This window comes from Acidovorax sp. FG42 (assembly GCF_057809195.1).
Window position 1 is genome coordinate 57,793 of sequence record NZ_JBMDJM010000019.1, and the last position, 21,075, is coordinate 78,867.

Annotated in this window: 17 protein-coding genes; 5 read left to right on the plus strand and 12 right to left on the minus strand. The window is 64.2% G+C overall.

All coding sequences use genetic code 11. The features are described 5' to 3' along the window. Positions 1-3: 3 nt before the first annotated feature. The gene (locus ACODSM_RS18320) at positions 4-1,704 is read left to right on the plus strand and encodes a hypothetical protein (protein ID WP_488806461.1); all 1,701 of its coding nucleotides are present in this window, start codon (positions 4-6) and stop codon (positions 1,702-1,704) included. Then, on the plus strand, positions 1,704-3,071 hold the full coding sequence (locus tag ACODSM_RS18325) for an MATE family efflux transporter (protein ID WP_488806462.1): 1,368 nt from the start codon (positions 1,704-1,706) through the stop codon (positions 3,069-3,071). The genes ACODSM_RS18320 and ACODSM_RS18325 overlap by 1 nt, the downstream gene beginning before the upstream one ends. Here ACODSM_RS18325 and phoR read toward each other — a convergent pair. The 7 genes from phoR to pstS form a co-directional block, all read right to left on the minus strand. Further along, a complete protein-coding gene (gene phoR / locus ACODSM_RS18330) occupies positions 3,025-4,368 on the minus strand; it encodes a phosphate regulon sensor histidine kinase PhoR (RefSeq protein WP_015013591.1) in 1,344 nt (447 codons plus the stop codon). The genes ACODSM_RS18325 and phoR overlap by 47 nt on opposite strands. Positions 4,369-4,534: 166 nt before the next feature. Further along, positions 4,535-5,242, minus strand: a complete 708-nt coding sequence (gene phoB, locus ACODSM_RS18335) for a phosphate regulon transcriptional regulator PhoB (RefSeq protein ID WP_015013590.1) — start codon at positions 5,240-5,242, stop codon at positions 4,535-4,537. Between the two features lie 20 nt (positions 5,243-5,262). Next, positions 5,263-5,964, minus strand: a complete 702-nt coding sequence (gene phoU, locus ACODSM_RS18340) for a phosphate signaling complex protein PhoU (protein WP_488806463.1) — start codon at positions 5,962-5,964, stop codon at positions 5,263-5,265. A gap of 11 nt (positions 5,965-5,975) precedes the next feature. Further along, positions 5,976-6,758, minus strand: coding sequence for a phosphate ABC transporter ATP-binding protein PstB (pstB, locus tag ACODSM_RS18345; protein ID WP_015013589.1), 783 nt, complete (start codon positions 6,756-6,758; stop codon positions 5,976-5,978). Positions 6,759-6,825: 67 nt separating this feature from the next. Beyond that, the gene (pstA, locus tag ACODSM_RS18350; RefSeq protein WP_015013588.1) at positions 6,826-7,680 is read right to left on the minus strand and encodes a phosphate ABC transporter permease PstA; all 855 of its coding nucleotides are present in this window, start codon (positions 7,678-7,680) and stop codon (positions 6,826-6,828) included. A 41-nt stretch (positions 7,681-7,721) separates the two neighbouring features. After that, positions 7,722-8,741 (minus strand): phosphate ABC transporter permease subunit PstC, encoded by a 1,020-nt coding sequence (pstC, locus tag ACODSM_RS18355; protein ID WP_015013587.1) that lies wholly within the window; start codon positions 8,739-8,741, stop codon positions 7,722-7,724. Between the two features lie 80 nt (positions 8,742-8,821). Next, positions 8,822-9,844: a phosphate ABC transporter substrate-binding protein PstS gene (pstS, locus tag ACODSM_RS18360; protein WP_488806464.1), complete on the minus strand. Its 1,023-nt coding sequence runs from the start codon at positions 9,842-9,844 to the stop codon at positions 8,822-8,824. Positions 9,845-10,107: 263 nt separating this feature from the next. On the opposite strand from pstS, the gene ACODSM_RS18365 reads away from it, so the two are divergent. Both ACODSM_RS18365 and ACODSM_RS18370 read left to right on the plus strand, forming a co-directional pair. Further along, positions 10,108-11,586 (plus strand): Ppx/GppA phosphatase family protein, encoded by a 1,479-nt coding sequence (locus tag ACODSM_RS18365; protein WP_488806465.1) that lies wholly within the window; start codon positions 10,108-10,110, stop codon positions 11,584-11,586. 52 nt (positions 11,587-11,638) lie between these two features. Then, positions 11,639-12,166, plus strand: a complete 528-nt coding sequence (locus ACODSM_RS18370; protein ID WP_488806466.1) for a hypothetical protein — start codon at positions 11,639-11,641, stop codon at positions 12,164-12,166. A gap of 63 nt (positions 12,167-12,229) precedes the next feature. Here ACODSM_RS18370 and ACODSM_RS18375 read toward each other — a convergent pair whose 3' ends face one another. The 5 genes from ACODSM_RS18375 to ACODSM_RS18395 are packed head-to-tail and all read right to left on the minus strand — an operon-like array spanning position 12,230 to position 17,726. Beyond that, a complete protein-coding gene (locus ACODSM_RS18375) occupies positions 12,230-12,694 on the minus strand; it encodes a SixA phosphatase family protein (protein ID WP_295941430.1) in 465 nt (154 codons plus the stop codon). After that, complete coding sequence (gene ppk1, locus ACODSM_RS18380; protein ID WP_488806467.1) at positions 12,691-14,886, minus strand: polyphosphate kinase 1; 2,196 nt, start codon at positions 14,884-14,886, stop codon at positions 12,691-12,693. The genes ACODSM_RS18375 and ppk1 overlap by 4 nt, the downstream gene beginning before the upstream one ends. 39 nt (positions 14,887-14,925) lie before the next feature. Then, positions 14,926-16,017: a glycosyltransferase family 4 protein gene (locus ACODSM_RS18385; protein ID WP_488806468.1), complete on the minus strand. Its 1,092-nt coding sequence runs from the start codon at positions 16,015-16,017 to the stop codon at positions 14,926-14,928. Further along, positions 16,014-16,883 (minus strand): UDP-2,3-diacylglucosamine diphosphatase, encoded by an 870-nt coding sequence (locus ACODSM_RS18390; RefSeq protein ID WP_422849264.1) that lies wholly within the window; start codon positions 16,881-16,883, stop codon positions 16,014-16,016. Before ACODSM_RS18390 ends, ACODSM_RS18385 begins: the two co-directional genes overlap by 4 nt. Before the next feature lie 3 nt (positions 16,884-16,886). Continuing rightward, positions 16,887-17,726, minus strand: a complete 840-nt coding sequence (locus ACODSM_RS18395; RefSeq protein WP_488806469.1) for a GNAT family N-acetyltransferase — start codon at positions 17,724-17,726, stop codon at positions 16,887-16,889. A 200-nt stretch (positions 17,727-17,926) separates the two neighbouring features. On the opposite strand from ACODSM_RS18395, the gene ACODSM_RS18400 reads away from it, so the two are divergent. Further along, positions 17,927-20,878 carry a bifunctional diguanylate cyclase/phosphodiesterase gene (locus ACODSM_RS18400; protein ID WP_488806470.1) on the plus strand — a complete coding sequence of 984 codons (2,952 nt, stop codon included), beginning with the start codon at positions 17,927-17,929 and terminating at the stop codon, positions 20,876-20,878. Positions 20,879-21,075: the final 197 nt, after the last annotated feature.

Here is a 21,075-nt window from a genome sequence, read left to right on the forward strand (position 1 = left end):
CGCGTGACTCCACCCACCCCCGCCATCGTTACCCAGAACGCCGTCAGCCCGCTGCCCCGCTGGGCGCTGCTGCTGCTTTGCATTGCCTACGTAGTGCCTGGCTTCGTGGGCCGCGATCCGTGGAAAAACGCAGACGTCACCGCCTTTGGCTACATGCTGGAGCTGGCCCAGGGACGCACTCCCTGGCTCAGTCCGCTGCTCGGCGGCATGCCCCCCGAAACCGAAGGTCTGCTGCCCTACTGGCTGGGCGCCTGGGCCGTGCAGATGGCACCGTCCTGGCTGTCGCCGGAAATGGCGGCCCGCATGCCGTTCATCGCGCTCCTGGTCATCACCCTGATGGCCACCTGGTATGGCGTGTACTACCTGGCCCGCAGCCCGGGTGCCCAACCGGTTGCGTTTGCTTTTGGCGGGGAGGCTTCCCCACTGGACTATGCGCGTGCGATTGCTGATGGCGCCTTGCTGGCGCTGATCGCCTGCCTGGGCCTGGCGCAGCTGTCGCATGAAGTCACAAGCTATCTGGCGCAGCTGGGCTGCACCGCTTTGCTGTTTTTTGCGGTGGCCGCCATGCCGCACCGCACCGTAGCGCCAGCCGTGGCATTGGTGCTGGGCATGGCCGGACTCACGCTGTCCGGAGCCCCCGCCCTCACGGCCTTGCTAGGCGTGGGCGGCGCGGCGCTGGTGTTGTTTGCGCCTGCAAGCAACACCGACCGCCGCTGGCGCTGGGCTGCCGTATTGGCCGCTTCCACCCTGGTAGCGGCTGTACTGGCCCAGGGTCTGGACCTGTGGCGCTGGCGGGTTGTGGGGTTCGATGGGGGCGGCAAGGACTGGCTGAGTCTTGCGCGCCTGCTGCTGTGGTTTGGCTGGCCGGCTTGGCCACTGGCCCTGTGGACCTTGTGGCGCTGGCGCCAGCAGATCTTCAGCTGCCCGGGCCAACGGCACCTGCTGGTGCCCCTCTGGTTCACCCTGGTGTCCATCGGCGCGACCATCACCACCCAGCCGGCGGACCGGGCCTTGCTGCTGGGCCTCCCCGCCCTGGCTGCGCTGGCAGCTTTTGCCCTGCCCACGCTGCGCCGCAGTGTAGGGGCTTTGATTGACTGGTTCACGCTGCTGTTCTTCACTGCCTCGGCCCTCGCGATCTGGGTGATCTGGATCGCCATGCAGACCGGGGTGCCTGCCAAGCCCGCCGCCAACGTGGCCAAACTGGCGCCCGGGTTTGTGCCCCAGTTTTCGGTGCTGGCTTTGCTGGTGGCCGTGGCGGCCACCGTGGGCTGGTGTGGCCTGGCTTGGTGGCGCGCGTCCCGCAACCGGGCCCCCATCTGGAAAAGCCTGGTGCTGCCCGCGGGCGGTGCCGCTCTGGGCTGGCTGTTGCTGATGACCCTGTGGCTGCCCCTGCTGGACTACGCACGCAGCTATGGTCCGCAGGTGCGCAGTGTGGTGGCAGCCCTGGGGCCAGCCCCCGGCTGCATTCAGACCGTGGGACTGAACCGCGCCCAGGTGGCGGCGCTGCAGTTCCATGGACAGTTGTCGCTGCAGCGCGCGGGCCTGCAGGATGAATGCCAGTGGCTGCTGGTGGACAGCGCCTCCTGGCCCGCGTCCGAGCGCATGGTCCGCGCTGAGCTGTGGGATGCACGGACCACCCTGCCCCGCCCCACCGACAAGAACGAAAACCTGCTGCTGTTCCGCCGCGTGGCCCCGGCTCGCTGATGTCGGAGCTGTCCACCATCACCCGGCACGCCGTGACCGTGCTGGCGGGGCAACTGGCGGTCATGGCCTTCGGGGTGACGGACACCATTGTGGCGGGGCGCTACAGCGAATCGTCGCTGGCTGCGCTGTCCGTCGGGTCGGCCATTTTCATCAGTGTGTACGTTGCCCTGATGGGCGTGCTGCAGGCCCTGCTCCCCGTGTGGGCCGAACAGCGCGGGGCGCAACAGCCCGAAGCCGTGGGCCGGTCACTGCGGCAGGCCCTGTACCTGTGCGCTGCGGCGGCTGTGCTGGGCATGGCAGTACTGCTGTCGCCGGGCCCGCTGCTGCGCTGGACGGAGGTGCCGCCTGCGCTCCGCCCACAGGTTGAAACCTATCTGGCCGTGCTCGCACTGGCACTCCCGCCCGCACTGCTGTTCCGCATCTACAGCACCCTCAACCAGGCCCTGGGCCATCCGCGCCTGGTCACGTGGCTGCAGGTGGGCTCGCTGTTCATCAAGCTGCCGCTGTCGGTGTGGTTTACCTTTGGCGGCGGGGGCCTGCCCGCGCAGGGGGTAGTGGGCTGCGCCTGGGCCACGCTGGTCGTCAACTGCAGCATGCTGGCCCTGGCGGTGTGGCTGCTGCGCACGCAGGACATCTATACCCCTCTGGGGCTGTGGCGCTGCATGGAGCCCCCGCACTGGCCCACCATTGCAGGCTTTGCCAAGCTCGGCATTCCGGCAGGCCTGGCCGTGATGGTGGAAGTAACCTCCTTCACCCTGATGGCCTTGTTCATCGCGCGCCAGGGCACCACGTCGGCGGCCGCTCACCAGATCGCTGCCAACATGGCCGCCGTGCTGTACATGGTGCCGCTGTCGCTGTCCATCGCCACCAGTGCGCGGGTGAGCTACTGGCTGGGCGCACAGCAGCCGCAGCGCGCCCGCCAAGTGGTTTTGATGGGTTTTTCGCTGGCTGCGCTAGTGGGTGTTGCCCTGGCAGCTATCTTATTAATAGCAAGATACTCGATCAGCCAGATTTACACCGACAACGCCAGCGTGGCAGCCGTGTCCGGCGCGGTGCTGGTCTGGGTGGCGGCGTACCACGCTGCCGATGCGGTGCAGACGCTGTGCGTGTTCGTGCTGCGCTGCTACCGCATCACGCTGGCGCCACTGGTGGTGTACTGCGCGCTGCTGTGGGGCGCGGGCCTGGCCGGCGGCTACTGGTTGGCTTATGGAGGCAGCGGGCCTTGGTCGGATATGGCTTCGCCCACCCCCTTCTGGGCGGCCAGCGCTGCGGCACTTGCAGTCACCGCACTGCTGTTCGTCGCCATGCTCTGGCGAGCCATCAGCCCGGCAGGGCAAAACCCCGCAAGCGGTTGGCCGGGAAGGTGACCGAAAACACCGAGCCCTTGCCCAGCGTGCTCGCAATGTCCAGCGTGGCGCCGTGGCGCTGCAGCACATGCTTGACGATGGCCAGGCCCAGCCCGGTACCCCCGGTCTCGCGCGAACGGCTGCGGTCCACCCGGTAAAAGCGCTCCGTCAGGCGCGGGATGTGCTCGGGCGCAATGCCGGGACCGGTGTCGTGCACGGAGAACACGGCACTGCCGTCCTCCTTGCGCAGCCACTGCACCTCGATGGAACCACCGCCGGGCGTGTAGCGCACCGCGTTGTTGACGAGGTTGGACAAGGCGCTTTGCAGTTCGGCAGGCACACCCGCAATCTCGCCTTCGGCCCGCAACAGGTCAGCCGCCGGAAAGCGCATCGCATGCGGGCGCTGCTGGTTCTGCGTGAGCAGTGCCGACAGGGCGCGCCCCTCCTCCTCGCAGCGCTGCATCAGTGACTGCACCGGCGTCCATTCGGCCATGCCGGGCAGCGGGCTGCCCTCCAGCCGCGACAGCGTGAGCAGGTCCTGCACCACGCTTTGCATGCGCTGTGCCTGCTGCGCCATCATGCCCAGGTAGCGCGAGCGCTCGTCGGCGCTCAGTGGCAGGGTCTGCAAGGTTTCAACAAAACCGGTCAGCACTGTGAGCGGTGTGCGGATTTCGTGCGACACATTGGCCACAAAGTCGCGCCGCATTGCATCGGCCTGCTCCAATGCCGTCACATCACGCGACAGCAGCAGCGTGCGCCCGTCGCCGTAAGGGTGCAGGTGCACCGAGATGCGCACCGGCCGGGACGGCGTGCTCAGTCGCCCTTCCAGCACCACGTCGCTGGTGAAGTCCTTGGCGGCGAAGTAGGCGGTGAATTCCGGGTTGCGCAGCAAGTTGCCGATGGACTGCATGACGTCGCGCTGCGCGTCAAAGCCAAACTGGTTGGCCGCCATCTGGTTGCACCATTCGATGCGGCCCTGTGCATCCAGCAGCACCACGCCGTTGGGGGAGGCCTGCAGGGCGGCCAGGATCTCCTGCAACCGGTCCTGGCTGTCCCGAATCTGCGCCTCCTGCTTGCGCAGCAGCCGCCGCGCACGGTCCGCAGCCTCGCCCCAGATGCCGCGCATGGACGGCACCGATGCCAGGTCGCCGGTGCGCAACCAGCGCAGCACCCGCACGCCCCGCAGCAGGTCCCAGACGAACCACGCCCAGGCAGCAATGGCGGCCCCCAGCGCGGCGCCCCAGGGCCCGCCTTGCCACCACCCCAGGCCACCACCCGCCAACTGCCACAGCAGGAAAAACGAAATACGCCACAGCATGCGGATTGCAAAGCCTTCTCAGAAACACCAGGGGCGCGACACGCGCGCCCATTGATCCATCACATCCATCCATCGCCACTGCCGATGCATGCCGGCCGCAGTGGCCCGCTGCACAGCAGCCATCGCGCTCGTCTCATCACTCACAGGCGGCTGCCCGCCTGCCCCATCAGGCCGACAGCGGCACCTGAGGTTGCGCAGTGAGACGGTAGCCCGCGCCGCGCACCGTTTCCACCATCACCGACGCCGCACCCAAGGCCTCGCGCAGGCGCTTGACGTGCACGTCCACCGTGCGCTCCTCGATGAAGACATGGTCGCCCCACACCTTGTCGAGCAGCTGTGAGCGGCTGTGCACGCGCTCGGCATGCTTCATCAGGAAATGCAGCAGCTTGAACTCGGTGGGCCCCACCTTCAGGGGCTGGCCCTGGAAGGTGACCCGGTAGGTCGCGGCGTCCAGCACCAGCTCGCCAATGCTCACGCTGTCGCTCACCTGCTCGGGTGCGCGGCGGCGCAGCACCGCACGGATGCGGGCCAGCAGCTCCTGCGTGGAAAAAGGCTTGGTGATGTAGTCGTCGGCACCGGCGTCCAGCCCGGCCACCTTGTCAGGCTCGTCGCCTCGGGCGGTGAGCATGAGGATAGGGATAGGCTTGGTGCGGCTGTCGGCACGCCACTTGCGCGCCAGCGACAGACCACTTTGCCCGGGCAACATCCAGTCCAGCAGGATCACGTCGGGCAGCACGGCATCGAGCTCGCGCTGCGCGCTGTCGCCGTCTTCCGCCCAGAAGGGCTGGAAACCGTTGTGGCGCAGGTTGACCGCAATCAGCTCGGCAATCGCGGGTTCGTCCTCCACGATGAGGACACGGGGAAGCTTTCTCATGGTGAATCAGCGCCCCGTACTTACAGCACTGTGGACTCGATCTCGTCGAGGGCCGTGTGGCGCACGTCCTTGCCCTTGACCAGATAGATGATGAGTTCGGCCACGTTCTTGGAATGGTCGCCAATGCGCTCGATGGCCTTGGCGAGGAACAGCAGGTCCAGGCTGGGCGAGATGGTGCGAGGGTCTTCCATCATGTAGGTGATGAGCTTGCGCACGAAGCCGTCGAACTCCTTGTCGATGAGGTCGTCCTCCTTGAGGATGGCCACCGCCGCCTTCACGTCAAGCCGCGCAAATGCATCCAGCGTCTTGCGCAGCTGGCCCGAGGCCAGCTCGGCTGCCACACGCAGGTCGCTCGATGGCAACGAACGCGGCGCACCGCCTTCGATGATGGAGCGCACCATGCGCGCCATCTTGTTGGCCTCGTCGCCCATGCGCTCCAGATTGGCCGTGGCCTTGGAGAAGGCCAGCAGCAGGCGCAGGTCGCGCGCGGTGGGCTGGCGGCGGGCGATGATGGAGGACAGCTCCTGGTCGATCTCGACCTCCATCGCATTGATGCGGGTCTCCATCGAGGCCACCGTCTCCACGGCCTCCAGGCTGAATTGCGACAGCGCGTACACCGCCTGGCGAATCTGAGACTCCACCAGACCGCCCATTTCCATGACGCGGGCAGAGACGCTGTTGAGTTCGCTGTCGAACTGGGACGAAAGATGTTTATCGGGCATCTGCTGTCTCCTTAGCCGAAACGGCCGGTGATGTAGTCTTCGGTTTCTTTGCGCTCGGGTTTGAAGAAGATCTGCTCGGTGGCACCGAACTCGATCATCTCGCCCAGGTACATGTAGGCGGTGTAGTCGCTGCAGCGCGCGGCCTGCTGCATGTTGTGGGTCACAATGGCAATGGTGTAGTCGTGCTTGAGTTCGTCGATCAGCTCTTCGATCTTGGCGGTGGACAGCGGGTCCAGCGCCGAGGTGGGCTCGTCCAGCAACAGCACCGAAGGCTTCACCGCCACGCTGCGTGCAATGCACAGGCGCTGCTGCTGCCCCCCGGAGAGCGACAGGCCGCTCTGGTGCAACTTGTCTTTCACCTCGGTCCACAGTGCGGCCTTGGACAGTGCCCACTCCACGCGGTCGTCCATCTCGCTCTTGCTCAGCGTCTCGTACAGCTTCACACCAAACGCGATGTTGTCGTAGATAGACATGGGGAACGGCGTGGGCTTCTGAAACACCATGCCGATGCGGGCGCGCAGCAGGTTGATGTCCTGCTTGGGGTCCAGGATGTCCTGGCCGTAGAAGCTGATGGAGCCCTCGGCACGCTGGCCGGGATACAGGCTGTACATGCGGTTGAGCGTGCGCAGCAGCGTGGACTTGCCGCAGCCCGAGGGGCCGATGAAGGCGGTGACCTTGTGCTCGGCGATGTCCAGGCTCACGTTGCGCAGGCCCTGGAACTTGCCGTAGAAAAAACTCAGGTTACGCAGCTCCAGCGCGTTCTTGCTGGCAGTGGCGGTAGCAGTGGCGTTCATTGTCAATTCCTGAAAATGGAGGCAGTCTTGTCGATGGCGTTGGCGTTGGCCGGATCAGCAAAGGGAATCACACGCGGTTCTTTTCGCGCAGGAACACCCGCGCCACGACGTTGAGGATCAGCACCGACAGCGTGATGAGCAGCGCACCGCCCCAGGCCAGGCGAACCCAGTTCTCGTACGGGCTCAGCGCAAACTGGAAGATCACGACCGGCAGGTTGGCCATGGGCGCATTCATGTTGGTGCTAAAGAACTGGTTGTTGAGCGCGGTGAACAGCAGGGGTGCTGTCTCGCCACTGATGCGGGCCACAGCCAGCAGCAAGCCGGTCATCACGCCGCTGCGAGCAGCGCGCAGGGTGACCATGGTCGATACCTTCCAGCGCGGTGCACCGAGGGCAAAGGCCGCTTCGCGCAGGCTGCCGGGCACCAGGCGCAGCATGTTCTCGGTGGTGCGCACCACCACCGGCACGGCGATGAGCGAGAGCGCCAGGCTGCCCGCCCAGCCCGAGAAGTTGCCCACGGTAGCGACCGCAATGGCATATACGAACAGGCCCAGCACGATGGAAGGGGCCGACAGCATGATGTCCGTCACAAAGCGGGTCAGTTCGGCGGTTTTGCTCTGGTCGCCGTACTCGGCCAAGTACACGCCCGCCAGCACGCCGATGGGTGTGGACACCAGCACCGTGAAGCCCACCATCAGCAGGCTGCCCACGATGGCGTTGGCCAAGCCGCCGCCATCGGAACCGGGCGCCGGAGTGGACTGCGTGAACATGTTCCAGTCCAAGGCAGCAAAGCCGTTGGACAGCAGCACGCTCAGAATCCAGAGCAGCACGAACAGGCCCAGTGCCATGGCGCCCAGTGACAGGGTCAGGCCAATGGCGTTGGAGCGGCGGCGCTTTGCGTAGAGTTGTTGATTGAATTCCATGGAGCTTGTCTCTGAAGAGGGTCGGGAGCGGGCTGCAGGGCTTACAGGCCCTTGGCCTTCTCGGCGCGCAGCAGCATGATCTTGGCGGCCGACAGCACCACAAACGTGATCACGAACAGCAGGAAGCCCAGGGCGAACAGTGTGGACAAGTGGAAGTCCGCCGCTTCGCCGAACTCATTGGCCAACGTGGATGCGATGGACGTGCCGGGCGAGAACAGCGAGGTGGGCATGCGGTTGGCGTTGCCGATCACGAAAGTGACGGCCATGGTCTCGCCCAAGGCCCGACCCAGGCCCAGCATCACACCGCCAATCACGCCCTTTTGCGTGTAGGGCAGCACCACCCGGCGCACCACCTCCCAGGTCGTGCAGCCCAGGCCGTAGGCGGACTCGCGCAGGATGGGGGGAACGATCTCGAACACATCGCGCATCACGGCCGCCACAAAGGGCAGCACCATGAAGGCCAGCACGATGCCAGCAGCCAGGATGCCAAAGCCGTTGGTACTGCCGCCAAACAGGAAGCCGATCAACGGCATGGACCCGAGCAGCTTTTGCACCGGTACCTGGAAATGGTCTGCGAACAACGGCGCAAACACAAACAGACCGAACATGCCGTAGATGATGGACGGCACGGCCGCCAGCAACTCCACCGCTGTGCCGAGCGGACGGCGCAGCCACACGGGGCAGGTTTCTGTCAGGAAGAGTGCAATGCCAAATGCCAGCGGCACGGCAATCAGCAGTGCAATCCCCGCACTGGCGAGGGTGCCGACGATGGCGATCGCCGCACCAAATTCTTCATTGATGATGTCCCACTCAGCGCGCCAAATGAACTGGATGCCAAACTTGTGGAAAGCTGGCCACGCGTAAATGAACAGCGAGACGATGATGCCCAGCAGCGCCACCAGCACCAGCAGCGACAGGCTCTGGGTCAGCCGATGGAAAACGATATCCTGCAGCCGCTGCCGCTTGGCAATCGACACCATGGACGGTGTGGGGGCGTCCGTCGTCTTGACGGACACGGGTTGCGAACTCATGGTGGTTCCCACGCTCATGTTGACTCCCATCTGGCTTCTGGAGACCCCACAAACCAGCGCCCACCGGCCAGACCTGCCGGCCGATGGGCACTATTCTGGGGCAAACCGCTTTACTTCTTGATTTGCGACCAGACCTTGGAGCGGATCTGTGCCGTCAGGGTGTCAGGCAGTGGCACGTAGTCCAAGTCTGCTGCCATGGTCTTGCCGTTCTTGAAGGCCCAGTCAAAGAACTTCAGAACTTCGGCCGACTGGGCCTTGTCTGCAGGGTCGGCGTACATCAGGATGAAGGACGCCGTGCTCACGGGCCAGCTGTTGGCACCCTTGGCGTTCACCATCGAAATCCCCATGCCAGGCACGCTGAACCAGTCAGCGCTGGCGGCTGCCGCAGCAAAGGTGGCATCGTCAGGCGACACATACTTGCCATCGGCGTTCTGCAGCTGGAGGAACGTCATGTTGTTCTTCTTGACGTAGGCGTACTCCACGTAGCCCAGGGCACCCTTCACACGGGTCACGTTCGCTGCAACGCCTTCGTTGCCCTTGCCGCCCACGGAAGACTGAGCAGGCCACTTCACCGCAGCGCCCTTGCCCACCGTATCAGCCCACTCCTTGCTGACGGAGCTCAGATAGTCGGTCCAGTTGAAAGTGGTGCCAGAGCCATCGGCGCGGTGCACGATGGTGATGTTCTGGTCGGGCAGTGTCTTGCCGGGGTTCAGAGCTGCCAGCTTGGCATCATTCCACTTGGTGATCTTGCCCAGGTACATTTCGGCCAGCACGGGGCCAGTCACGCGCAGTTCGCCGGGCTTGAAGCCGTCCAGATTCACCACAGGCACAGTGCCGCCGATGATGGCAGGAAACTGCACCATGCCGTCTTTTTCCAGCTCAGCGCCCGACAGTGGAGCATCGGTCGCGCCAAAAGCCACGGTCTTGGCGCGGATCTGGCGAATACCGCCCGAGGAACCGATGGACTGGTAGTTCAGGCCCACGCCGGTTTCCTTCTTGTAGGCTTCCGCCCACTTGGCATACATCGGGAAAGGGAACGTGGCGCCAGCGCCGGTGATGTCTGCCGCAAAGGCGTTGCCCACTACCAGGGCGGCCAGTGCTACTGCGACGGTTTTGAGAAATACGCGTTTCATGAGGTACCTTTCGGCAGGGGTTAACAGGAACACAGCGAACTCTAGAGGCCTATCGTGACAATTCAGTGACACAAAAGACCACCCCCGGAACATTGCGACAACCGCCATGACGCCGTGTACCCGACGTCATGGATATGTCACACAACCCCATCACACTCCCGCTACAGCCCGATCCGTGCCTGCCCAGGCATTAGCGGCCCACGCTACGGATCGGGCCACGCGCATCGCGGTACGATGCCGCACGCAGCTCCCACCCAACACACATGCAGAACGGCACACGCCTCGCCGCAGTCGACCTCGGCTCCAACAGTTTTCGCCTGGAAATCGGGCGCTATGAGTTCGGACACATCCAGCGGGTGGAATACCTGAAGGAAACGGTGCGCCAGGGCAATGGGCTGGACGAGGACCGCAACCTGACCCGCGACGCGATGGAGCGGGGTTGGGCCTGTCTGGCCCGTTTTGGGGAGCGTCTGGCAGGTTTTCCCCGCGCCCAGGTGCGCGCTGTGGCCACACAGACGCTGCGCGAAGCGCGCAACCGCGAGGAGTTCCTGTCACGCGGCAGTGAGGTGCTGGGATATCCGATTGATGTGGTGTCCGGGCCCGAAGAGGCCCGTTTGATCTACCAGGGCGTGGCGCGACTGCTGCCCCAATCCGACGAGCGCCGCTTGGTCGTGGACATCGGAGGACGGTCCACCGAACTCATCCTTGGCGAGCAGTTCACGCCGCATGCGGTGGCCTCTTTCCGGGTAGGCAGCGTGGCCTGGTCACAACGCTATTTTTCCAATGGTGAGTTCTCTCTCCAGGCCTTTTTGGCGGCAGAGATTGCGGCCAAGGCGGTGCTGGACGAGGCGCTCGCGACCTTTCGCCCCGATGCATGGGACATTGCCTATGGGTCGTCGGGCACAGCAGGCGCGGTGGGTGACATTCTGTCCGCCGCTGGAGGATCGCCGGGCCTGATCACCCGAGATGGACTCAACTGGCTGCGGGAGCGTTTGCTCCGCGCCCAAAGTGCCGACCGTCTGCGCCTGGACGGGCTCAAGGAGGAGCGCCGAGCAGTCATCGGGGGTGGCATCAGCGTGCTGCGTGCCGTGTTTGATCTGCTGGATATCCACGAAATGCAGGTTGCACAAGGGGCCCTGCGCCAAGGGGCTTTGTATGACCTCCTGGATCGCGAACAACCCGGCACCGACCTGCGCACCGCGACCGTCCAAGGGTTGATGCAGCGGTTTGGCGTGGACATGGAGCATGCAGACCGTGTTGCGCGCACTGCCTGCGCATTGTTTGACCAGGCTGCCCCGCCCGGTAGCGAACGCGCCAGCCGCAAGCTGGACTGGGCCGCCCGCCTGCACGAGATTGGCTGCCGCATTTCACACAGTGACTACCACCGTCACGGTGCCTACATCTTGGACAACACGGATGCCGCTGGTTTTGCGGTGCCCGAACTGCACCGTCTGGGAGTGCTGGTGCAAGGGCAGCGGGGGAAGGTGCGCAAGCTGGGGGTGGAACTGGACGATCCGATTTTTGTGCTGCAACTGCTGTGCTTGCGCTTGGCCGTGGCCCTGTGCCACGCACGCCGGGAGCCTGATAGCAAAGGGCTGTCATTGCAGGCGGACGGACAGCGATTTCGGGTCAGCGCGCGCCCGGGATGGGCCATCGCATACCCCCAGTCGGCCCACCTTCTGCGCGAAGAAGTTCAAGCCTGGCAAAAAACCCCCTGGGAGCTGGCTGTGGACATGCCTTGAGGGGAAACAACAAACGGTATAAACTGTTTATACCGTTTATCAATCTTCTGCCATGACCACTGCCACCACAACCCCCAGCCCCATCGTCCCCCCCGCCGCTGAGCCAGTCAAAGCTGCCAAGCCAACCAAGCCGGTAACGGCACCCAAGGTTCCAAAGGCATCCAAGGCTGCAAAGCCCGCCAAAAAGGCTGCGGCAGAAAAGGCGCCAGCCTCCAAGCCAGCCACCGCGACCAAGCCTGCCAAGGCAGTGGCTGCAGTGAAGCCCACAAAGGCCACGGAGCCCAAGGGCAAAAAGCCCAAGCTGGTCCGTGACAGCTTCACCATCCCCAAAGACGAGTACACGGTACTCGACACCCTGAAAGACCGCGCCACAGCACTGGCCCACCCTGTCAAAAAAAGCGAGCTGCTGCGCGCAGGGCTCAAGGTGCTCGCGGGTCTGTCAGACAGCGCGTTGCGCAGCGCCTTGCAAGCTGTGCCGTCGATCAAGACCGGGCGCCCCAAGGCCGATGCAGCAGAAGCCGCGCCAACAACCCCGGCCAAGCCAGCGACCAAGGCCGGCGGCAAAGCCGGTCGCAAGTAAGTCTGTCCCAAGACACGGCGTGTCCAGAGCGAGCGCTTTCGCACTCGGACATCGCCGGGCAAGTTACAGAAATTCGGGGGACTGCACCGCCATCAGGACGGTCTGGCTGTGATCCCAGCGCTGGCGCTGGCGCAACCACCATACAGAGCCCTTGCGCACGGGGCATTCAGGTGCCTGGAGTTGCAGCAAGTGGGCAATGGTCTGGCCTAGCATGGGCTGGTGGCCCACCACCAGCACCGCCCCTTTGGCACGAGGCCACTGCACCAGCTCCAGCAAATCCTGGGGCGTTCCTCCAGGCAACAGCTCAGCGCGCATCTTGAATTTTCGTCCCAGGGCATGGGCCGTCTGCTCAGTTCGCCGCGCGGGACTCGCCACCACCCTCAGGCCCTCCGGCAACTGCCGATCCAACCAAGCGGCCATCCGCGCTGCCTGCTTCTCGCCCCGGGGCGTGAGCGGGCGGGCCAGGTCATCCCCGCCGTCCTGGGCTTCCTCCGCCTCGGCGTGACGCCAGAGAATCAAGTCCATCATGCGGCCCCTGGCTCCTTGCGGCCAAGGGCTGGGCGCGGCCCGTAGCGCACCATCAAGGCGTTCTGTGCGCCATGACCGTCCACAGGATGTGCTGCGCGGTCGTAAGTGCCGGCTGCGTTCAACGTCCAGGCATCCCGGTCATCACACAGGTACGCCACCAAACATTCGTCAATGATCTGCTGACGCAGCTTGGCGTCCGTGACGGGCCACGCCAGCTCCACGCGACGCATCATGTTGCGGTTCATCCAGTCGGCGCTCGACAGGTACAGGTCTTCTTCATCCCCCGCGCAGAAGTAGAAAACGCGCGTGTGCTCCAGAAACCGCCCAATCACCGAGCGCACGCGGATGTTGTCAGTCACTCCCGGCACCTGAGGGGCCAGCATGCAGGCCCCCCGCACAATCAGATCGATGCGCGCACCGCGCTGCCCGGCGAGGATCAACGCGCGCATGAGTCCCTCATCTGTCAGGGCGTTCATCTTGGCCACGATCCGCGCTTCTTCGCCACGGCTTGCCGCCAGACCCACGCGCTCGATTTTTTCGATCATGCGGCGGTGCAGATGGAACGGCGCCAGCATGAGCTTACGCAGCTTGGGAGGCCGGTTCTGGCTGGCCAGATGATTGAACACACCATCCATGTCGGCCGTGGTCTCTTCGTCGGCCGTGAGGTAGCTCAGGTCGGTATACAGCTTGGCTGTACGCACGTTGTAGTTGCCGGTGGACAGATGGCCATAACGTCGCAACTGCCGCCCCTCGCGTCGCGTGACGAGCAGCATCTTGGCGTGGGTCTTGAGGCCCACCACGCCATAAACCACCTGCGCCCCAATCGACTCCAGCGCCTCGGCCCAGTTGATGTTGGCCTCCTCGTCAAAACGCGCCTTCAGCTCCACCACGGCCATCACCTCCTTACCCCGGCGCACTGCCTCGCTGAGCAGGTCCATGAGCTCCGAGTCGGAGCCGGTGCGGTAGATGGTCTGCTTGATGACCAGCACCTGCGGGTCGTTCACGGCCTCCCGTAAAAAGGCCAGCAACCCATCAAAGCTCTCGAAGGGCTGATGGATCAACACGTCGCGCTCGCGCAGCTGCCCCATGATCGACACCCCTGGCTGGAGCTGACGCGGCCAGGCGGAACTCCACGGCGGAAAGAGCAACGCGGGATCGTTCACCAAATCCACCAGCTGATTCAGGCGCACCAGGTTCACAGGCCCATGCACACGGTACAAGGCCGCGTTGGGCAGATCGAATTGCTGCAGCAGGAAGTCCGACAGAAAGCGGGAGCAGCCTGCTGAGACTTCCAGGCGCACCGCCTGTCCGTAATGGCGTTGCTGAAGGCCTTGCCGCAAGGCGGTGCGCAGATTCCGCACATCCTCCTCGTCCAGGGCCAGGTCAGAGTGGCGCGTCACCCGGAACTGCGAGAACTCCGTCACCTCCCGGCCAGGAAACAGGTCCTCCAGATGCGCACGCACGATGCTGGACAAGCTGACGAACAACATCCCGTCGGGCGCCACCTTCTTCGGCATGCGGATCAGACGGGGCAAGGCACGCGGCACCTTGACGATGGCGATTTCATTCTCGCGGCCAAAGGCATCATGTCCCTTGAGACGAACAATGAAGTTCAACGATTTATTGGCCACCTGCGGAAACGGGTGGGCCGGATCGAGCCCCACCGGGATCAACAGGGGGCGGACCTCGCGGGCAAAATATTCATGAACCCAGCGCCTCTGCTCTGCGGACCGGTCACCATGCGCCACGATATGGATGCCATGCTGCGCAAACGCAGGGACCAGCACTTCGTTGTACAGAGCATATTGACGCTCGACCAAGTCATGAACCTGGGCGGACAGCGCCTCAAAAGACACTGCGGTGTAGATGCCCTTGGTCTCGCCTTTCTTCGCCGCCGTGATGTGCGCCGCCGCACGCACCTCGAAGAATTCGTCGAGATTGGACGAGACGATGCACAGATAGCGCAGCCGCTCCAGCAGCGGCACATCCGTACGGACCGCCCAGTCGAACACGCGTTCATTGAACGCGAGAATGCTGTGGTCACGGTCCAGAAACATATGGGGAGCACCGCCTGTGACAGGCTCTGCCACCCCAGGATCGCTGTCATGTGACACGGAGTGCAAGGAGTTTCCGGCGGCATCGGGGTGCTCGCGCTGCAAAGGGATGGAATCGGCGGTAGGCAGGGGCGGCATGGATACGCGGGTGCAGCAATTGCGGAATCGCTGCAGTATTTAACGCCCAGATGACAACTGCGTGACAGACTTTGTGACAGACACAGGAGCTCCCTGTGAGCTGGAGCGGGCAGGCACCAAATACTGTTGAAACAGCCGGGCTGCATGTGCCCAAGTGAATTCCAGTGCCCGGGTTCGTGCCTCGGACCTCGGTATAGACAACGCTTGCTGCGTGGCCGCCAAAAGGCTGTCATGCAACACGCCGCCCAGGGGCGCCCCACCCTCCCCAGCCCCCAACACTTCCCGCGGCCCATCTTCAGGAAATGCCGCCACCGGCGTGCCGCAAGCCATGGCCTCCAGCATGACCAGCCCAAAGGTTTCGGAGCGACTTGGAAATACAAAGACATCGGCCGAGGCATAGACCTGTGCCAGCGAATCCCGGTCCAGGATGCCAAGCCACCGTACTTGCGGGTACTTGGCTTTCAGCCGTGCTTCGAGCGGCCCCACACCACACACGACCTTGGTGCCTGGCATGTCCAACTGCAAAAAGGCGTCAATGTTCTTTTCATACGAGATACGGCCCACATACAGTGCCACCGGATGGGCCAGGACGCCCGCGAGCGGGCTCTGGCAGACCTCGCCATGGAATCGAAACGCCTGGGTATCCACGCCATGCGTCCACAAGCGCAGGTGGCTGAAGCCCCGCTGCTGCAGCATTTGCAAGACACCCTGTGTGGGCACCATGACCCCGGACGAGGGACGATGAAAATGCCTGAAAAGCGCATACCCCCAACGCAGCGGGATGCGCAGGGCAGCCTGCATGATCTCAGGAAAGCGCGTGTGAAAGGCGGTGGTGAAAGCTAGGCCACGCTTGAGGCAATAGCGACGGCCCGCCCAGCCCAGAGGCCCTTCCGTCGCCAGATGAATGGCATCTGGCTGCAAGGCATCCAGCTTATGGGCAAGCACCTTGTAGGGCCGCACGGCCAGGTCAATGCCCGCGTAACCGGGACATGGACGGGTCGCAAACTGTTCGGGGTGGAGCACGTGAACATCATGCCCGGCATCTTCCAGCTCGCGGACCAACTCCACCAGCGTGGTCACTACGCCATTGACCTGGGGCAGCCATGCATCGGTCAGCAACGCGATCCTCATGCGGGCACCTGTTCGGTCTGGTGGGAGACATGGGTCGCAGGAGTGGCGGGCCAGTACAACAGCTCCAGTCGGCCATCCAGGTGTTCGACCAGCGCTGTGTGGCTCTCCACCCAGTCGCCATCGTTGCAATATAAGGTCCCGTTGATCTCGCGCATCTCCGCGCGGTGGATATGTCCGCAAACCACTCCGTCGTGCCCACGGCGGCGGGCCTCTGCAGCCACTGCCACCTCGAAGTCGGTGACATAGTTGAGCGCTTTTTTCACCTTGCCCTTGAGGTAGGCAGACAGCGACCAGTACGGCAGCCCCATGCGGGCTCGCCAGGTGTTCAGATGGCGATTGAGCTTGAGCGTGAATTCATACAGGTTGTCACCCACATAGGCCAGCCATTTGGCGCACTGGATCACGCCGTCAAAGTGGTCGCCGTGGGTGACCCAGAGGCTGCGCCCATCGGCAGTGGTGTGCACCGCATCGGACACCACCTCGATGCCCCCAAAGGAATGCCCCACAAACGCCCTGGCAAACTCGTCGTGGTTGCCAGGAACAAACACCACGCGGCACCCCTTGCGCGCGCGGCGCAGCAACTTTTGCACCACGTCGTTGTGGGCCTGTGGCCAAAACCAGCGGCGGCGCAACTGCCATCCGTCCACGATGTCCCCCACCAGGTACAGATGGTCGCTGGGATGGTGTTTCAGAAAATCCAGCAGCGCGTCAGCCTGGCACCCCGGCGTGCCAAGGTGCAAGTCCGAAATGAACACCGCACGAAACCGCCGCTGACCCGCGAGTGCTGCAGGTGCGTCAGGCTCGGCATCCTGAGCCACCGGAGACTCGTTCAACCAAGGGCCCAGAGCGTCGAACGCGGCACGCACCGGTCAAGCCCCCAGAAAATGCTTGCGGTAGCGGGGATGTAGGTCGGCCAGCCGCATCAGCATCGGCAGGTCGGCGGTATTGAAGTCTGGATCCCAGGCCGGCGCGCCCAGCACACGGGCGCCCAGTCGCAGATAGCCTTTGATCAGGGCCGGCGGCTCCACGGCAATCGAGCCGTCCAGATGCTCCACAGGCAGTGGCAAGCGCGGCAGCACGTGGTAGTCGATGGGCGCCAGATGGGTCTTGCGCACTTGCTGCCAGATGCTGGCGGCCGCATCGCCGCTGACCACGCCGTTGTGAAGCATGGGAATGCTGGCGCAGCCGATCATCGTGTCGAGTTCGTTGCGCACCATAAAGTCTGCCAGCGCGCTCCACAGCGCCATGATCACGCCGCCGTGGCGGTGATCGGGGTGCACGCAGCTACGGCCCAGCTCCACCATCCGGGGGCGCAAGGTGCGCAGGCGCGTCAAGTCAAATTCGGTATCGCTGTAGGTTCCACCCACCCGTTTGGCCTGCGCAGGCGTCAGCACCCGGTAAGTCCCAATGACTTGCAGGCTTTGGGCGTCGCGCACCAGAAGGTGCTCGCAGTAGTCGTCAAAGAGGTCCACGTCGTGGCCAGCAACGGGGGTCGTCAATCGAGCGCCCATCTCTGCCGCAAACACCTCAAAGCGCAGGCGCTGTGCCTCGCGGACTTCGTCCAGATGCCTGGCCCAGGTCACCTCAATAGCGCCACGCGCCGGTGCAACCTGCGCCGCGCCCGGTACAACGGCAGGGCGTTGAACCATACCGGTGCCGGCCGCCTCGGGTGATGTGGACAACTGCATCAGAGTGGGCAGGTCGTTCATGGACAACGTCTCCTTCGGTTAAAACGGGCTCGACTGGCATCTCCAGCCGAGGCGGGAATCCGCTTCCCTGGCCGGGAGTGTGAAAGCCCCGCGTGACATGCCCATGTCCGCCGCATGTCAACGTCGTGACATGCTTTTCCCTCGCCCTTGGGCCCCTCCCACCCACCGAGGGCCTGCATAATGGATTGAGGAACTTCGTCGTGTCTTCAGCCGCCCCGCCCTCCAACCGCAGCCCCCTCGCCGCCTTTGCCGCTGTGTTTTTGCTGGCAGCGGCCTGCGCTGGCGCGCTGGTCTGGACCTTGGAGCGGCAGGAACGGGCGCAGCAGCGCACCCAGGCGGCAGATGTGGCGGGCGACCACGTACAGGCCCTGCAGCGCGCCATCGAGTTGGCCTTGTCGGCCAACAACACCCTGGTGGCCCTGGTGCGGCAGGGCCATGGCAACGTCCCCCAGTTCGAAGAAATCGGCATGCAGATGCTGCCGTTCTACCCGGGCATCGCGGCCATGGGTCTGTCCCCAGGAGGGGTGGTGCAGCAGGTCGTTCCCCGAGCAGGCAACGAAAATTCGATTGGTTTTGACCAACTCAACGACCCCCGCCAAGGGGTGGAAGCCGCCCGCGCCCGCGAATCCGGTCTGCTGACGCTGGCAGGGCCCATGGAGTTGGTGCAGGGCGGCCTGGGCGTTGTGGGGCGCCAACCGGTGTATCTGGAAGATGACCTGGGACGGCGCAACTTCTGGGGGTTCACGTACATCACCATCCGCCTTCCAGAGGTGCTGGCGACTGCGCGCCTACCTAAGCTCACCGAGCGGGGCTTCCACTACCGACTGTGGCGTGTTCGCCCGGACAACCAGCAAGAGCAGACCATCGCGGCGTCTGACCCGCCGCCCGCTGACGACGCTGTGGGTCGCTCACTCACCCTGCCCAATGGCCAGTGGACGCTCAGCCTGACCCCTGCCCAAGGATGGGGTGCACCCGGCGTGCTGGCCCTGCGCTGCGCCTTGGGCTTGCTGTTTGCATTGCTGATGGGCTATCTCGCGCGCTTGCTGGTCGAACTGAAGGCGCATGAACGCGGTCTCGCGACGCAAGTGGCACAGCGCACGTCCGAGATCCAGGCCACACAGCAACAGTTGCGTGCCACCATCGACGCGATTCCCGATCCGCTGTTTGAAATCGATCAGGACGGCCGCTATTGCAGCGTACACAGCCCGCGCGCCGAGTTGCTCATGGGCCCTGCGGAGCAATTGATCGGCCGCAATGTCACAGACGTGCTGCCTGCACTGGCTGCACTGACCGTGATGGACGTGCTCAACGAAGCACAGTCCCAGGGGTGGTCCACAGGGCGCCAGATCATGTTGGACCTACCCGGCCTGGGGCCCACCTGGTTCGAGCTTTCTGCAGCCCGCAAGGCAGGATCCGCAGGAGGAAAACCCCGATTCATTGTGCTGTCCCGCGACATCTCCGAACGCAAGCGGTCCCAGGAACAGTTGCAGCTGACAGCCCAGGTGTTTGACCAGAGCGGCGAGGCCATCGTGATTGCCGATGCAGCCCAAACCATCGTGCGCATCAACCGGGCATTCAGCCGCATCACCGGCTACTCCGAAGCAGAGGCGGTGGGGCAGTCAATGCGCCTGCTGACCGTGGCGGAGTCCACCCGGGACTTCGACGCCGACCTGGTGTACACCCACCTCTCCAAGGACGGACACTGGGAAGGTGAAGCCTGGGGCCGGCGAAAGGACGGATCGACCTACCCGCAGTGGCTGTCCGTCAGCCGTGTGCGCGACGGCAACGGCAGTACCACCCACTCCATCACGCTGTTCCGCGACATCACGCTCCAGCGCGAGGCGCAGGACCGCATCCAGCGACTCGCGCATTTCGACCCCCTCACCGATCTGCCCAATCGTGCGCTCCTGGCGGAGCGCGCCCAGCGCCACATTGAACAAGAGCAAGCGCGGGGTGGGACGCTGGCCATGCTGTTCCTGGACCTGGACCATTTCAAGAACGTCAACGACTCGCTGGGACACCGCATCGGTGACATCCTGCTGGTGGCCGTGGCGCGGCGGCTCGAGTCGCTGCTGGGCACGCAAGACACTGTGTCGCGCCTGGGGGGCGATGAATTCCTTCTGCTGTTACCCGCCGCCTCCGCGATGCAGGCGGCCGACTTAGCACAGCGCCTGCTGATCGCGGTGGCCCAGCCTTTTCAGGTCGAGCCTTACGAACTCACCACCACCCTGTCTGTGGGCATTGCCATGTATCCGGCGGACGGAGACTCGTTCGACACACTGTACCAGCGCGCCGATGCCGCCATGTACCGCGCCAAGCAAAGCGGGCGCAACCGCTTCGGCTTTTTCACAGCCGATCTGGAGGCGCGCACCGCCCGGGCCTTGCAGATCGAGAACGCACTGCGCCGCGCGTTGGAACGCAACCAGTTCGAGCTGCACTACCAACCCCAGGTGTCACTCGCCACGCGTCAGGTCGTCGGGGCCGAGGCGCTGCTGCGCTGGAAGCATCCCGAACTGGGCATGGTGTCTCCGGCGGAGTTCATCCCCGTCGCAGAGAGCAGCGGCATGATCGTGGCGATTGGCGAGTGGGTGCTGAACACCGCCGTGCACGACGCCAAGCGCTGGCTGGACCTGCAGCTGCCCCTGCGGGCAGTGTCGGTCAACCTGTCGGCGGTGCAGTTCCGCCACCCTCAGCTGCCAGAGATGGTGACGCACTGCCTGCAACAGGCCAGACTGCCCGCGCGCCGGCTGGAGCTGGAGCTGACCGAGGGGGCTGCGGTAGACGACCCTGCGGCTGCCCTGGCCATGATGGACCAATTGCACGACCGGGGAGTACGGCTGTCGATGGATGACTTTGGCACCGGATATTCGTCGTTGAGCTATCTCAAGCGCTTTCAGATCTACAAGCTCAAGATCGACCAGTCGTTTGTGCGCGACCTCGACGATGACGCCAACGACCGGGCCATCGTCAGCGCCATCATCCGCATGGCGCAGGCCTTGGGCATGCAGACGACTGCCGAAGGGGTGGAGACGGATGGCCAGCTGGAGTTTCTGCGCGCGCAGGGCTGCGATGAGGGGCAGGGTTACCTGTTCAGTCGCCCCCTGGCGGCCGATGCGTTTGAGGCCTATCTGCGGGAACACCTGGGACGCTAGGAACCTGTCCAAAGCAACCGGGCGACGTGTCTCAGCCCCTTCTCGGGCCAAGGCTCAAGATAACGTCGCAGGCCTCCGCCGTACGGCAGAACCTGCAACGCTTTACCTGAGGCATACCCTAAAACGGCTTGTAAGCTGCCACTGCTACACTTTGGTACAATTTTTGAGGCCGTCTGGCCCTGCCGCCTGTACTGGTC

What these genes read in the sequence shown, in the direction of transcription:
- ACODSM_RS18325 (WP_488806462.1), top strand. Translation starts at nt 1,704, where the DNA reads ATGTCGGAGCTGTCCACCATCACCCGGCACGCCGTGACCGTGCTGGCG.
- phoR (WP_015013591.1), bottom strand. Translation starts at nt 4,368, where the DNA reads ATGCTGTGGCGTATTTCGTTTTTCCTGCTGTGGCAGTTGGCGGGTGGT.
- phoB (WP_015013590.1), bottom strand. Translation starts at nt 5,242, where the DNA reads ATGAGAAAGCTTCCCCGTGTCCTCATCGTGGAGGACGAACCCGCGATT.
- phoU (WP_488806463.1), bottom strand. Translation starts at nt 5,964, where the DNA reads ATGCCCGATAAACATCTTTCGTCCCAGTTCGACAGCGAACTCAACAGC.
- pstB (WP_015013589.1), bottom strand. Translation starts at nt 6,758, where the DNA reads ATGAACGCCACTGCTACCGCCACTGCCAGCAAGAACGCGCTGGAGCTG.
- pstA (WP_015013588.1), bottom strand. Translation starts at nt 7,680, where the DNA reads ATGGAATTCAATCAACAACTCTACGCAAAGCGCCGCCGCTCCAACGCC.
- pstC (WP_015013587.1), bottom strand. Translation starts at nt 8,741, where the DNA reads ATGGGAGTCAACATGAGCGTGGGAACCACCATGAGTTCGCAACCCGTG.
- pstS (WP_488806464.1), bottom strand. Translation starts at nt 9,844, where the DNA reads ATGAAACGCGTATTTCTCAAAACCGTCGCAGTAGCACTGGCCGCCCTG.
- ACODSM_RS18365 (WP_488806465.1), top strand. Translation starts at nt 10,108, where the DNA reads ATGCAGAACGGCACACGCCTCGCCGCAGTCGACCTCGGCTCCAACAGT.
- ACODSM_RS18370 (WP_488806466.1), top strand. Translation starts at nt 11,639, where the DNA reads ATGACCACTGCCACCACAACCCCCAGCCCCATCGTCCCCCCCGCCGCT.
- ACODSM_RS18375 (WP_295941430.1), bottom strand. Translation starts at nt 12,694, where the DNA reads ATGATGGACTTGATTCTCTGGCGTCACGCCGAGGCGGAGGAAGCCCAG.
- ppk1 (WP_488806467.1), bottom strand. Translation starts at nt 14,886, where the DNA reads ATGCCGCCCCTGCCTACCGCCGATTCCATCCCTTTGCAGCGCGAGCAC.
- ACODSM_RS18385 (WP_488806468.1), bottom strand. Translation starts at nt 16,017, where the DNA reads ATGAGGATCGCGTTGCTGACCGATGCATGGCTGCCCCAGGTCAATGGC.
- ACODSM_RS18395 (WP_488806469.1), bottom strand. Translation starts at nt 17,726, where the DNA reads ATGAACGACCTGCCCACTCTGATGCAGTTGTCCACATCACCCGAGGCG.